We start from the raw sequence: 13,299 nt of genomic DNA, 5'->3' as shown, positions 1-13,299 counted from the left end.
TTATCGGGACTGCCCGGTGAGCGTGCTGTCCTGGGTCTCCCCCGTGGCCTCAACGGCATGGGAGGGAACCGCACCATGGGCCCGGTCGCCGCGCACCCCGTCCGCGACGGCCGACTCGTCGTGTGTCAGGTCCGGCAGCCACCTCAACCACCGCGGCAGGTACCAGTTGCGTTCGTCGAGCAGCACCATGACGGCCGGCAGCAACACCCCGCGAATGATCGTCGCGTCGATCAGCACCGCAGCGGCCAGGCCCACGCCCATCTGCTTCATGGACTGCATCGACAGCGTGCCGAAGATCGCGAACACCGCGACCATGATGACCGCCGCACTGGTCACCACGCCTGCCGTTGTCACCACGCCATGGGCGATCGCGTCCCTGGTCGAACGACCCTGCAGCCGGGCTTCCCGGATCCGGGACACCACGAACACGTGGTAGTCCATCGAGAGCCCGAAGAGGATCACGAACAGGAAGAGCGGCAGCCAGGAGATGATGGCCCCCACCCCTTCCGCACCGACCAGAGAGGCGCCCCAGCCGTGCTGGAAGACGGCGGTCAGGATGCCGTACGCGGCGCCCACCGACAGCAGGTTGAGCACGATGGACGTCACCGCGATCGTCAGTGAACGGAAGCAGAGCAGCATCAATAGGAAGGCGAAGACGACGACGAAGGCGAATACCGGCACCACCGCACCGACGATCTGGTCGTTGAAGTCCTTCGACCCCGCGACCTGACCGGTGATCGGCGCCTCGACGCCGTCGACCTTGCCGAGCGTGTCCGGGCGCACCTGGTCGCGGAGCAGATCCAGGCTCTTGACGGCCCTGCTCTGATCGGATCCGCCGACCAGTGGTACGTCGATGACCGCGATGTTCTCCGCGTCGTGTGTCACCATGTCGACCGGGCCCTTGGAGGCGCCCGACGCGACGGCCTGCTCGCGGAAGTCGGCGAGCGCCTGACGTACCGGAGCGGCGTTGATGTCGTCGGCCTTCACCACGACCCGGGCCGGGTCGGCGCCGCCGGGGAATGCCGCGTTGAGCCGCTCGTACGTCCGCACGATCGGGAGCGAGCTGCCGAACTCCTGGTCCAGGGTGAGGTTCTGGGTGTGCATGCCGACGGCGGGCAGCGCAATCGCGGTGAGCACGCCCGCCGCGATCACCAGCGCCGTCCAGGGGCGGCGCAGCACCGAGTCGAGAACCGCACGCCATACCCGGCTCTCGCCGCTCGCATCGCCCGGTTGCTCGGCCGACGGGTGTGGGCGGTTGTGGTGAGCGGTCGACTTCCGCTGGGTGCCGGCGGACCGCTTGAGGCGGTTGAGGAACGGCACCCGCCCCTTCTCGACCCGCTCGCCGAGCAGCGAGAGCAGGGCGGGAAGGACCGTCACCGAGCCGACCATCGCGACCGCGACGACCATGAGCGAGGCGAGCCCCATCGCCTCGAACTCGGCGAGACCGGTGAAGAGCATGCCCGCCATCGCGACACAGACCGTCACACCGGAGACGATGATCGCGCGCCCGCTGGTTGCCGCAGCGATCATCAGGGCGGTCCGGGCGTCGCGCCCCTTGGCCCGTTCCTCGCGCTCGCGCCGCAGATAGAAGAGGCAGTAGTCGACACCGACGGCCAGACCGACCAGCAGCATCACCGAGTTCGCCGTCTCGCTCATCGGCTGGAGATGGCTGACCACGCCCATCAGCCCCATCGTCGCGATGATCGCCGTGATGGCCAGAGCCACCGGCAGCAGTGCGGCGACGAGGGCCCCGAATGCGATCAGCAGAATGCCCAGGGCGACCGGCACGGCGGACAGTTCGGCCCGCTGGAAGTCGTCGCCAAAGGCGTCATCGAAGGTCTTGCCCATGCTGGCGCTGCCGATCTCCTCGATCACGAGACCGTCGTGCTCGCCCTGGACCTTGTCGACGGCCTTCAGCACCGGTTCGACGCGCGCGCTCGCCGTTTCGGGATCCCCCCGCATCTCGAACTGCACGAGCGCGCTGCGACCGTCGGCCGAGATGGTCTTCATCACGTACGGGGAGGTCACGGCGGTCACTTCACCGGTGGACTGGACCGCCTGCATCACGGCGTCGACGGCCGAGCGGAACTCCGGTGAAGTGGCCTTCACCGAGGGGCTGTCGGCCTGGATGAGCACCGTCTCGCCCGCCGGATCCTTCAGCCCGGCGTCCTCGGTGATCTGCACGGCCCGGCCCACCTCGCCGGACAGCTGATCGCTCTCCTTCACGTCGACGCGGCCGGCCGCCGAGCCGAGTCCCATCGCGAGAACGACGAACAGCACCCATACGGTCACCGCCGCCCATCGGTGCCGTGCGCTCCAGCCGCCGGCCCGGGCGGCGATGCCGCGTACCCGTGGCGCCCCCGTGCGCGCCGAATCCACTGCTCCCATGACGGACCTGCCCCCTCGTGACCGACGTCGGCTCCCTGCCACCGTCGCTGCTCCGAAGTTATGGGCGGAATCGAGTCGTCTCCTCATGCTCCCCGGTGAACCTGCGGGGCCCGTTCTCCACCTTGCGGGCCAGGTGGATCCCTGAGAGGGGCGGTCCAAGGCCCTTACACGTAAAGGCTGTCGGGTGTCTCCCCGTGCTCCGGCATCTCGTTCAGGGCTCCACCGGGTTGTTCAGCATCTCGCCCAGTACTTCAGCCATCGCGGAGCGTTGGTGATTGACGACAACGCCGCGAGGTGCGTGCCCCAGCCGGGCGACGCCGCGAAGCCTACTGCCGGGCACTCCAAGCAGGCTCTCGGTCGGCCTCGATGGGCCCGGCCCGCGTCCTCGCCCACCGCTGAGTGTGCCCGCGGTCTCCCTCTCGCCCAACCCTGTCGTCCGGCACGCGGCGGAGGTCGCCGAGCGGGTGGACGCCGAGCTCATACGGAGGGAGCGCGGGCGGCCACACCACCACCATGCGGGCGTGCCTGCTCGCTGTGGCGTTTCGCCACCGTGCTCTGCCGCTTCATTCCCGTCCGGGGATGGCGCAAGGACCCTGTTCGTAAAGGTCGTTGGCAGGTTGGGTGACCGACTTGAACACGGCCGGCCGGTTCCCTATTACGAAAGGTTGTTGAGTAAGTCACAGCTGCGTGAAGGGGTTGATCTGTGCGCGTCAATGGGTGAGGGTCGAGCCAGCCCCCGGAGATCTTCCGGCCGAGGGCCAATCCCCCCACAAAGAATGACGAGGAGACCCCTCTTCATGGCCATACACAAGCGCGCACGCCGGACCAAGCTCACCCTGGCGATCACCGCCGTGGCTGCAGCCGCCGGAGTCACCCTGTTCGGCACGTCCTTCGCCGGAGCCACGCCCGCCCCGAGGATGGGGACGGTCTACGGCGCCGACGCGGCAACCGCCGTCCAGGGCAGCTACATCGTGATGCTGGACCAGAAGGCCGACAAGGCGAAACTCGCCAAGGAGTACGGCGGCAAGCTGAAGCGCAACTACAGCTCCGCCATCAACGGCTTCTCCGCCAGCGGACTTTCGCGGACGGAGGCCAAGCGGCTCGCGGCCGACCCGGCCGTGTCCAAGGTCGTCCAGAACAAGAAGTTCCACATCGACGCCACCCAGGACAACCCGCCGTCCTGGGGTCTCGATCGGATCGATCAGACCGAGACCGCGGGCGACAACGCGTACACCTACCCGGACAGTGCGGGTGAGGGTGTCACGGCGTACGTCATCGATACCGGTGTCCGGATCACGCACAAGGAGTTCGAGGGCCGGGCCACCTCGGGCTTCGACGCCGTGGACAACGACGACAGCGCCGACGACGGCAACGGCCACGGCACCCACGTGGCCGGCACCATCGCCGGTGCGACGTACGGCGTCGCGAAGAAGGCGAAGATCGTTGCCGTCCGCGTCCTCGACGACTCCGGCTCGGGCACCACCGAGCAGGTCGTCGCCGGCATCGACTGGGTCACCGCGCACCACGAGGGCCCGTCCGTCGCCAACATGAGCCTCGGCGGCAGCGCCGACCCGGCTCTCGACGCAGCGGTCCAGAAGGCCATCGCCTCCGGAGTCACCTTCGCGGTGGCCGCCGGAAACGAGTCCGCCGACGCGGGCGAGGGCTCCCCGGCCCGCGTCCCGGAGGCCATCACGGTCGCCTCGTCCACGGTGGACGACGAGCAGTCGTCGTTCTCCAACTACGGCTCGGTCGTGGACATCTACGCCCCGGGCTCGGACATCACCTCGTCCTGGAACGACAGCGACGACGGGACGAACACCATCTCCGGTACGTCCATGGCGACCCCGCACGTCGTCGGTGCCGCCGCCGTCTATCTCGCCGGACACCCGGATGCCACCCCGGCGGAGGTCGCCACGGCGCTCACCGACGGCGCCACCCCCGACGCGATCTCCGACGCGACGGAGGGCACGCCGAACAAGCTGCTGAAGGTCGTTGAGTAGCAGGCACCACCGAATCGGCGGCCGCCGTGCTCTCCCCCACGGGGCGCGGCGGCCGCGTCGCTCGGACAGACCGTCCTATGGTGTGCCGATGACCACAACCCCGTCGCCAAGCTCGTGGACGTGACACATGCCTGAGCCGTCACCGGGTGTCGCCGCGGCCATCGAGGGCGAGCTCAGCCTCCTCGACCCGCTGGTCCGCGCCTCCACCGAACTCCTCGCCCAGGTACTGCACCCGGAGTACCGCGAGATCGACGCCATCGGCCGCTGCTGGAACCGTGACACGATCACCGCCTTGCTGATCGCCGACGACGCACCTCGGCCCGGACCGCTCACCGCGTCCCGGATACACGGGGTCGAGCTGGCCGACGGACTCGTCCATCTGACCTTCGAGACCGAGTCCAAGGGGCTCCGATCGCACCGCAGTTCGCTGTGGCGGCTGACCGGCCGGAGCTGGCTGCTCTACTTCCACCAGGCGACCCCCTTCGTCGCCGGACCCTCCGACGGCGAGTGAGGGCGTACGAAAGCGCGTGACCGTCCTCAGCCACGGGTGACACGCTGCGCACGCGCCGTCCACCTGCCGTCCGTGCGGGCGATCCGCACCGGATGTCCGAAGCAGTCGCTGACCCGGCCGGTGGTGAGCACCTCGTCGGCCGGACCGGAGGCCACAGAGCGTCCCGCCCGCAGCAGCATCGCATGCGTGGTCGAGGCGGGCAGTTCCTCCAGATGGTGCGTGACCAGGACCGTCGCCAGCTCCGGATGTTCCTCGCGCAAGGCGTCCAGGGCGTCCAGCAGCTGTTCGCGGGCGGCGAGATCCAACCCGGTGGCCGGCTCGTCGAGGAGCAGCAGCCGGGGCTGCGGCATCAGCGCGCGGGCGATGAGCGTACGGCCCCGCTCGCCCTGCGAGAGCGACGGCCAGCGCGAACCGGTCTTCGCCTCCATGCCCAGCATCTTCAGCAACCGGTCGGCCTGCGCCTCCTGTTCGGCGCTCGCGGACCAACGTGGCACCGGCTCGACCGAGTTGGTCAGACCGGTCAGCACCACCTCGCGCACCGACAGCGGTGAGCGCAACGGATGGCGGGGGTTGACGTGCCCCAGCAGGGTCCGCAGCTCCCGCAGGTCGACCCGTCCGATCGTCCGTCCCAGGATCTCCACCGACCCGTCGGTGGGGTGGGTGACCGCGCCGAGCAGCCCGAGCAGCGTGCTTTTCCCGGCGCCGTTGGCGCCGAGCAGGGCCCAGTGCTCACCGCTGCGCACGGTCAGCGAGACCGAGTCGAGCAGGACGTCGCCTTCCCGGACGAGCCGCAAGTCATGGGCCCGGATCACCGGCGTCGGCGCGGCGGGAGAGACAGGGACGGACGCGGAGGTGATGGTCACCGGCGGGTACTCCTTCATGCGGGGGCGAGCGCCTCCAGGCGGCTCATGTCCTCGGTGGACAGCCGGACAGCCGCAGCCCCGAGGTTCTCCGCCAGATGGACGGGCGAACCCGTGCCCGGGGTCGGGCACAGTACGGGCGAGCGGTGCAGCAGCCAGGCGAGGGCGATCTGCCCGCGGGTGGCACCATGCCGTTCGGCGATACCGGCGAGCGCCGCGGCGGACTTACCGGTCAGGGCGCCGTTCGCCAGCGGGAACCAGGGCAGAAAGGCGAGGCCATGGGTCTCGCAGAGTCTCAGCACCGCGTCCGACGAACGGTCGAGAAGATTGAAGCGGTTCTGCACCGAGGCGATCCTGGTCAGGGAGAGGGCCTCCTGCAGCTGGCCGGCGGTGAGGGTGTCCAGGCCGATGAAACGGATCTTACCCTCCTGCCTCAGCGCATCCAGAGCCCCGAGCTGCTCGGCGAGGGGCACGTCCGGATCCAGCCGGTGCAGCTGATAGAGGTCGATCCGTTCGGTCCGGAGCCGCCGCAGACTGGCCTCGCACATCGCCCGCAGCTGTTCGGGGCGCCCCGCGATGTGCCAGGCGCTGTCGCTGGTCCGCACCACGCCGCCCTTGGTGGCGATCACCGGACCGTCGCGGTACGGGTGGAGTGCTTCGGCGACGAGTTCCTCGGCCAGCTCCGGGCCGTAGTTGTCGGCGGTGTCGATCAGGGTCACGCCGTGCTCCACCGCCTGCCGAAGCACCGCGACGGCATCCTGCCGGGTGCCGCGAGGCCCCCAGTAACCCGGGCCTGTCAGCTGGGCCGTGCCGAAACCGAGCCGCCGCACAGGCAGCTCGCCCCCGAGCAGGAACGAATCATCAAAAGCACGCGAAGCATCGGACACAACGGGGAGATTAGTACACTGCCGCGCGATGCCCGTCCCGCGGCACCGAGCGGGAGGCATGAGGCCCTGCAGCTGATGGAGTCCGTGGCTCAGACCCCGGACGGCGCCTCGGCCGAACTGCTCGCGGGAGCGGCCGGGCTGCCCCTGGCGACCACGTACCACCTGCTGGGCAGGCCGGTTCACGGGACTGTCCGGACCGGGCCGACGGGCTCTTCGTCCGTGGCGCCCGCTGCTGCCCGCCTCGGGCAGGGATCGTGGTCCGCGTGCGGGATGGAGAACGTCTGTGGCGCCGTGTGCGTGGGCACAGGGCGTGAGACGTTCCGGTACCGGGCGCCCTGAACGAACTCCCGGGCCCCCGCATAGGATCTGACCGCCACCATGTGACGTACGGCCGCACCGAACGGGAGCAGGAATGCGCTACATCATCGTGGGAGCGGGTGCCGTCGGAGGAGCCATCGGGGGACGTCTGGCAGAGGCCGGCCACGACGTCGTCCTCGTGTCGCGGGGCGTGCAGTACGAGGCATTGCGCGAGGGCGGCCTCCGGCTCACCACGCCGGACGGCCCCCGCACCCACCGCCTCCCCGTCGTCGACCGGCCCGAAGCCGTCGACCTGACCCTCGACGACGTCCTCGTACTCGCAGTGAAGACGCAGGACAGCACCGCCGCGCTCGACGCCTGGAGCGCCCGGCCGGTGGCGGGCGGCGGTACCGCCGGTGAGCAACTGCCCCTGGTCTGCGCACAGAACGGCGTGGAGAGCGAACGCCTCGCGCTGCGGCGATTCCAGCACGTGTACGGGATGTGCGTCTGGCTGCCGGCCACCTTCGTCCGGCCCGGGGAGGTGTCCGCGGCCGGAACCCCGCTGACCGGCATCCTGCACCTCGGGCGCTACCCCGCCGGCACGGACGGGACGGCCGAGCGGATCGCCGCCGACCTGGAGAAGTCGATGCTGCTCGCCCCGGTCGTGCCGGACGTGATGCGCTGGAAGTACGGCAAGCTCCTGTCCAATCTCGCCAACGCGATCGAGGCGGTCACCGGACTGCTCACCGGGGACGACGCCGTCGCCCTGTTCAAGCGCGCGCTCGCCGAGGGGAAGGCGGTCCTGGCGGCCGCCGGTATCGACGCGGTCGGCCAGGAGGAACAGGCGAAGGCGCGGGGCGGCCGGATCCGCTTCGAACCGTTCGACGGCTCTCCGCGCGACGGCGGTTCGTCCTGGCAGAGCCTCAGCCGCGGTACGGGCACGATCGAGGCGGACTACCTCAATGGCGAGATCGCGCTGCTCGGGCGCTTGCACGGGGTGCCCACACCGGTCAACGACATACTGCAGCGCACGGCGAACACGTTCGCGCGTGAGCGGCGGGAGCCCGGATCGATGTCCGTGGCCGAACTCACCACACTGGTCGACGCCACGTCCTGAGCGAGCCGGACGGCCGACGCGGGCCGCTGTCGCATTTCTTCAATACGGGCGACAGCGGCCGGCCGTACCTTCCGTCGCATGAAGACCGAGCACGCCCATATGACCGAATGCGCCGCCGAGGCGGCCCGTATCGCCCGTGGCATCAGCGCCGGACAGCTGACCGCGCCCAGCACTCCCTGCGGTGACTGGGATCTGCGGGAACTGATCAACCACTGGGTGCTCTACACCTCGCACGGCTTGGAGCACCGCGCCCGGCGCACGCCCCTCCCTGATGAGCTCAAGACCCGTGACTTCACCGCCGACGCCGACTGGGCCGAGCAGTACGCGGCGCAGCTGGACCGGGCCGTCGCCGCCTGGTCGGACCCGGCCGTCTGGGAGGGCGAGATCGACCTGGGTCATGCGTCCTCCCCCGCGGCCGAGATCGCCGCGATGCTCATCGAGGAGACGGCTCTGCACAGCTGGGACGTGGCCCGCGCGACCGGTCAGGAACTCGAACTCTCCGACGGGGCGGCCGCGTACGTCCTCGGCGTCATCGACGGGTCCGCCGAGCTCTACCGGCAGTACGGCGGCTTCGCCGACGAGGTCGACGTGCCCGGATCGGCGCCCGTCCTCGCGCGCGCACTGGCCCGCAGCGGACGCGATCCGCAGTGGACCGCGGCCTGAAAGTGGCCCACTGGAAGGGGTGATGATTGGCCCGTGGTCGTACGCCAATGGTTGGCTACGCTCGGGCCATGACCACTCATCGGAATCACGGTACCGACCGGGCCGTCGTCGACTTCTACTTCGACCCCGCCTGCCCGTTCGCCTGGATCACCTCCCGCTGGATGCTGGAGGTGGAGCAGCAGCGCGACATCGAGCTCCGCTTCCACGTCATGAGCCTCCATCTCCACAACACCGGCAATGAACTGCCCGACTGGTACCGGGAACTGGTCGACAAGTCGATCGGTCCGGTGCGGGTCGCGGTCGCCGCGGCGACCGAGCACGGAGACGGCGTGCTCCGGGACCTCTACACCGCCTTCGGTACCCGCATCCACCAGCAGAAGAACGAGGACTTCGACGAGGTGATCGTCGAATCCCTCGCCGAGCTCGGCCTGCCCGCCGAGCTCGCCGCTGCCGCGCACGCGGAGACCTACGACGAAGCACTGCGGCGCAGCCATGACGCGGGCAAGGACCCGGAGGCGGACGGCTATGTCGGCACGCCGACGATCCATGTCGACGGCACGGTGTGGTTCGGCCCGGTGCTGCGCGCAGCACCGCGCGGCGAGGAGGCGGGCAGGCTCTTCGACAGCTTCCGGGTGCTGGCCGGATACCCGGACTTCTTCGAGCTCAAGCGCACCCGCACCGGCAGCCTCGACGTCGGCTGATCCGCGTGATCGGCGGGCTGACCCCCGGCACCTCGTACACGGTCACCGTCGCTGCCGCCCACCGCGGCGGGCGCGGGACCGGCGGTCACGGTCCAGGCGACGACCAAGGCCGGGTGGACCGAAACGGCCGGGCGCCGCGCATCCCGTGCCGCGCCCGGCCGGAGTCGGCCGGACGCGTGGCCCGCACCGCTGTCAGGCCGTGAGCGCCGTCACGCGCTCCACACACGCCTCGTCGTAGCGGCGCAGCAGCAGCCGCGCCAACTCCCGCGAAGGACCGAGCACGTCGGCCAGTACATCCGCCCCCGCCTCCCGGGCGCCCGCGGCGATACGGTCGGGGAGGCGGCCGGGCGCGACGACGTACGGGGCCACGGCGACACGATCGATGCCGGAGGCCCGCAGGGCCCGTACCGCGTCCTCGGTGCGGGGGAACCCCGTGGGAGATGCAGCGGAGGCGAACGCAGGCCGCACGGCGCACCAACCGGTGTGCCGCAGCTCCCGCGCGATTTCAGCGATCACTGCGATCGCCTCCGGGTCTGTGGAGCCCGCCGAGGCCAGGACGAGCCCGGTCGAGCCTCGGTCGCCGGGGGAGACCCCGGCTTCGTACAGCCGCCGTTCCAGGGCGGAGTTCAGCAGCGGCGAAGGGCCGAGCACCTCCGCCTGCCGGATCCGCAGCCGTGGCAGGCGGGTCTGTGCCTCGTGCAGTACACCGGGGATGTCGGTCTTGGCGTGGAAGGCCCGGGTCAGCAGTAGCGGAAGGGCCACCACCTCGCCGGCACCCTCCGCGGCCAGCCGCTCCAGCACCCGTGGCACGGACGGGGCGTTGAATTCCAGGAAGCCGGTCTCCACGCGCAGTCCGGGACGCATCGCCCGGACCCGCGCGGTGAGCGCGTGCACGGTCGCCGCGTGCCGCGGATCGCGGCTGCCGTGGGCGATGACGAGAAGAACGGGGGAGGCCATGACGGTTCTCGGTTCCTGGATCGGTTTCATGGATCAGCGACTGACGAGGAGGCCGCGGCTGCGCAGCACCCACCGTTCCAGCGGGCTGAAGATCAGCAGGTCGATGGCGATGCCGACGATCAGGATCAGGAAGATGGCGAGGAACACCATCGACATGCTGCTGGTCTCGCGGCCCTGCTCCAGCAACTGCCCCAGACCCACGCCCAGATCGGGTGACGAGGCGATGATCTCGGCAGCCATCAGCGAGCGCCAGGAGAACGCCCAGCCCTGCTTCAGACCCGCCAGATAGCCGGGCAGCGAGGCGGGCAGCACGATGTGCCAAGTGCCGCGCAGCCCGGTGGCGCCCAGCGTCTGCCCGGCCCGCAGGTGCAGCGGCGGGATCTGGTCGACACCGGCGACGAGACCGTTGGCGATCGACGGGACGGCGCCCAGCAGGATCACCGCGTACATCATCTTGTCGTCGAGCCCCAGCCAGATCACCGCGGGCGGCACCCACGCCACCGACGGCAGCGACTGGAGACCGGACAGCACCGGGCCGATTGCCGCGCGCACCACCTTCACGCGCGCCACCAGCAGCCCGAGCGGGGTACCGATGACGAGCGCCAGCAGGAAGCCGAGCAGGCCGCGCGAGACACTCGTCCAGATGTAGTCGAGCAGGGTGCCCTGCGCCCAGGCGTTGGTCACCTCGTCCCAGACCTGCGACGGCGACGGCAACTTGTAGTCGTCGGTGACCTTCGCCCAGATGAGGACCTGCCAGACGATGAGCACCAGCGCGACGGCCACGACCGGTGGCAGGACCTTCTGCACCAGCACCTGGCGCACCGGGGTCCGGCTCACCCGCACCGCGTCGAGCGCGTCGAGCCCCGCCTCCAGCCCGGCCAGGTCCTGGGCGGCGTCCTTGACGGAGCCGGACGCGGCGGTGCCGTCCTCGGCGGTGGTGTCAGTGCTGGCCATGTCGGCGGATCTCCCCACGCAGTTGTTCGGTGATCTCGACGGACAGCTCCGCCACCGCGGTGTCCTCGATGCGGCGCGGCTGGTCGATGTCGACCGTCCACTCCCGGGCGATCCGGCCCGGCCGGGACGACAGCAGGACGACCCGCTGGGCGAGCCGGACCGCCTCCCGCACGTTGTGCGTGACGAAGAGGACCGAGACGTTCGTCTCGCGCCAGATCCGGGTCAGCTCGTCGTGCAGTACATCCCGGGTGATGGCGTCGAGAGCGGCGAACGGCTCGTCCATCAGCAGCAGTTGACTGTCCTGGGCGAGCGCGCGGGCCATCGCCACCCGCTGCCGCATGCCGCCCGAGAGTTCGTGCACCCGCTTCCCGTACGCCCCGCCGAGCCGCACGAGTTCGAGCAGCCGCTCCGCCTCCTGGCGGCGGTCGGACTTGGGTACGCCGCGCAGCCTCAGCGCGAGTTCGATGTTCTTGCCCGCGGTCAGCCACGGGAAGAGGGCGTGCTCCTGGAACATCAGGGCCGGCCGCCCGCCGGGAGTCTCGATGGACCCCGCGGTCGGGCGGTCGAGACCCGCCACCAGGTTGAGCAGTGTTGATTTACCGCAGCCGGAAGCTCCCAGGAGGGTGACGAACTCGCCGGGGGCGACATCGAGTGTGATGTCGTCCAGGACGAGCTGCTGTCCCTCCGGTCCGCCGAAGGACTTCGAGACGTGGTCGATACGGGCGGCGTGCCCGACCGCCGTACGGTCCTCGGCCTTGGTGAGCGTGGTGGTCGCCATGGTCGTCACCTCCTGGGAGATCCTGGAACGGTCGGGTGGCTTACTTGACGCCGAGACCGGCGTCGGCGACCTCGGGCTTGCCCGCGGCCTTGAGGATCTTGTTCAGCGGCTTCAGGTCGTAGATGCCCGTCAGGTCCGTCTGCTCCAGCAGGCCCGCCTTCACCGCGTGCTTGGCCTCCGTGTCGAGCGTGGCGGCCAGCGGGTCATCGGTGAACTGGATCGACTTCCACGCCGGGTCGAGGACCTCGGCCGGCAGCTCCTTGCCGGACAACTCCTTGAGCGCCGTGTTGGCGGACGCCTTCGCCTCGTCCGGGTTGGCGTTGATCCACGCGTTGGTGTTGACCGAACCGCGCAGTACCGCCTCGACGACGTCCGGGTGCTCCGTGAGGAACTTCTGCGACACGATGATGTTCGTGATCACGAACTTCTTGTCCGGCCAGAGCGTCGACTCGTCGAGGAGCACCTTCGCGCCCTGGGCGACCAGCTTGGATGCGGTCGGCTCAGGAACCCAGGCGCCGTCGATGGAACCGGACTTGTAGGCGTCCGGGGTCACCTTGTTGTCCGTGCGGACCACGGAGACGTCGCCCTTGCCGCTCTGGGCGTCGACCTTCCAGCCCTTCTCGGAGATCCAGTTGAGGAACGCCACGTCCTGGGTGTTGCCGAGCTGCGGGGTGGCGATCTTCTTGCCCTTGAGGTCGTCCAGGCTCTTGATCTTCTTCGGGTTGACGACCAGCTTCACACCGCCGGACGCCGCACCGCCGATGATCCGCAGGCTCTTGCCCTTGGACTTGGTGAAGCCGTTGATGGAAGGGGAGGGGCCGATGAAGCCGATGTCGATCGAACCGGCGTTGAGCGCCTCGATCTCGGACGGGCCCGCGTTGAACGTCGACGGCTTGACCGTCGTGCCCCCGAGCTCCTTGGCGATGATGCCTTCCTGGATGCCGACCAGGGCGGTGGCGTGCGTGAGGTTCGGGAAGTAGCCGATCTTCACGGTGTCCGCGGAGAGCTTCTTGCCCTCGGCGGAGACGTTCGCCTTCTTGGCGTCGTCGTTCTTCGCCTCGGAGCCGTAGCCGCAGGCGGTGAGCGCGGCGGCGAGCAGCGGCAGAGCGGCGGCAGCGGCGAGGCTGCGGCGCAGAGTGGTACGGGTGGCAGGCACGGGAGGCTTTCCTCTCGTTGGCCCGGTGCT

13 protein-coding genes are annotated in these 13,299 nt (G+C 69.9%); 6 read left to right on the top strand and 7 right to left on the bottom strand.

Annotated elements, in window-relative coordinates:
* Positions 1–2,388, bottom strand: coding sequence for an MMPL family transporter (locus tag OG395_RS16800; RefSeq protein ID WP_327243684.1), 2,388 nt, complete (start codon positions 2,386–2,388; stop codon positions 1–3).
* Positions 2,389–3,185: 797 nt separating this feature from the next.
* On the opposite strand from OG395_RS16800, the gene OG395_RS16795 reads away from it, so the two are divergent.
* Together OG395_RS16795 and OG395_RS16790 are read left to right on the top strand one after the other, a co-directional pair.
* A complete protein-coding gene (locus OG395_RS16795; RefSeq protein WP_327243683.1) occupies positions 3,186–4,388 on the top strand; it encodes a S8 family peptidase in 1,203 nt (400 codons plus the stop codon).
* A gap of 127 nt (positions 4,389–4,515) precedes the next feature.
* Positions 4,516–4,899: a nuclear transport factor 2 family protein gene (locus OG395_RS16790; RefSeq protein ID WP_327243682.1), complete on the top strand. Its 384-nt coding sequence runs from the start codon at positions 4,516–4,518 to the stop codon at positions 4,897–4,899.
* A 26-nt stretch (positions 4,900–4,925) separates the two neighbouring features.
* Here the strand turns inward: OG395_RS16790 and OG395_RS16785 are convergent, their stop codons facing one another.
* Both OG395_RS16785 and OG395_RS16780 read right to left on the bottom strand, forming a co-directional pair.
* Entirely contained in the window at positions 4,926–5,762 is an 837-nt protein-coding gene (locus OG395_RS16785) for an ABC transporter ATP-binding protein (protein WP_327243681.1), read from the bottom strand.
* A gap of 14 nt (positions 5,763–5,776) precedes the next feature.
* Entirely contained in the window at positions 5,777–6,646 is an 870-nt protein-coding gene (locus OG395_RS16780) for an aldo/keto reductase (protein WP_327243680.1), read from the bottom strand.
* A gap of 84 nt (positions 6,647–6,730) precedes the next feature.
* Here OG395_RS16780 and OG395_RS16775 point away from each other — a divergent pair, with 84 nt between their 5' ends.
* From OG395_RS16775 to OG395_RS16760, 4 genes are all read left to right on the top strand, one after another.
* Positions 6,731–6,985, top strand: a complete 255-nt coding sequence (locus OG395_RS16775; RefSeq protein WP_327243679.1) for a hypothetical protein — start codon at positions 6,731–6,733, stop codon at positions 6,983–6,985.
* Between the two features lie 73 nt (positions 6,986–7,058).
* Positions 7,059–8,060, top strand: a complete 1,002-nt coding sequence (locus OG395_RS16770; RefSeq protein ID WP_327243678.1) for a ketopantoate reductase family protein — start codon at positions 7,059–7,061, stop codon at positions 8,058–8,060.
* Between the two features lie 78 nt (positions 8,061–8,138).
* On the top strand, positions 8,139–8,723 hold the full coding sequence (locus tag OG395_RS16765) for a TIGR03086 family metal-binding protein (RefSeq protein ID WP_327243677.1): 585 nt from the start codon (positions 8,139–8,141) through the stop codon (positions 8,721–8,723).
* A gap of 68 nt (positions 8,724–8,791) precedes the next feature.
* Positions 8,792–9,424 (top strand): mycothiol-dependent nitroreductase Rv2466c family protein, encoded by a 633-nt coding sequence (locus OG395_RS16760; RefSeq protein ID WP_327243676.1) that lies wholly within the window; start codon positions 8,792–8,794, stop codon positions 9,422–9,424.
* Between the two features lie 192 nt (positions 9,425–9,616).
* Here the strand turns inward: OG395_RS16760 and OG395_RS16755 are convergent, their stop codons facing one another.
* Genes OG395_RS16755 through OG395_RS16740 form a run of 4 tightly spaced genes read right to left on the bottom strand, consistent with a single transcriptional unit; the run spans position 9,617 to position 13,269 of the window.
* A complete protein-coding gene (locus OG395_RS16755) occupies positions 9,617–10,381 on the bottom strand; it encodes a sirohydrochlorin chelatase (RefSeq protein WP_327243675.1) in 765 nt (254 codons plus the stop codon).
* A 33-nt stretch (positions 10,382–10,414) separates the two neighbouring features.
* Positions 10,415–11,335 carry an ABC transporter permease gene (locus OG395_RS16750; protein WP_327243674.1) on the bottom strand — a complete coding sequence of 307 codons (921 nt, stop codon included), beginning with the start codon at positions 11,333–11,335 and terminating at the stop codon, positions 10,415–10,417.
* Complete coding sequence (locus OG395_RS16745) at positions 11,322–12,113, bottom strand: ABC transporter ATP-binding protein (protein WP_266980099.1); 792 nt, start codon at positions 12,111–12,113, stop codon at positions 11,322–11,324. The genes OG395_RS16750 and OG395_RS16745 overlap by 14 nt, the downstream gene beginning before the upstream one ends.
* A gap of 40 nt (positions 12,114–12,153) precedes the next feature.
* Complete coding sequence (locus OG395_RS16740) at positions 12,154–13,269, bottom strand: ABC transporter substrate-binding protein (RefSeq protein WP_327243673.1); 1,116 nt, start codon at positions 13,267–13,269, stop codon at positions 12,154–12,156.
* Positions 13,270–13,299: the final 30 nt, after the last annotated feature.

Source organism: Streptomyces sp. NBC_01320, from assembly GCF_035974375.1.
Lineage (GTDB): Bacteria > Actinomycetota > Actinomycetes > Streptomycetales > Streptomycetaceae > Streptomyces > Streptomyces yanii.
Note: the sequence above shows the minus strand (reverse complement) of the source record. Positions and strands in the feature narration are given on the sequence as shown.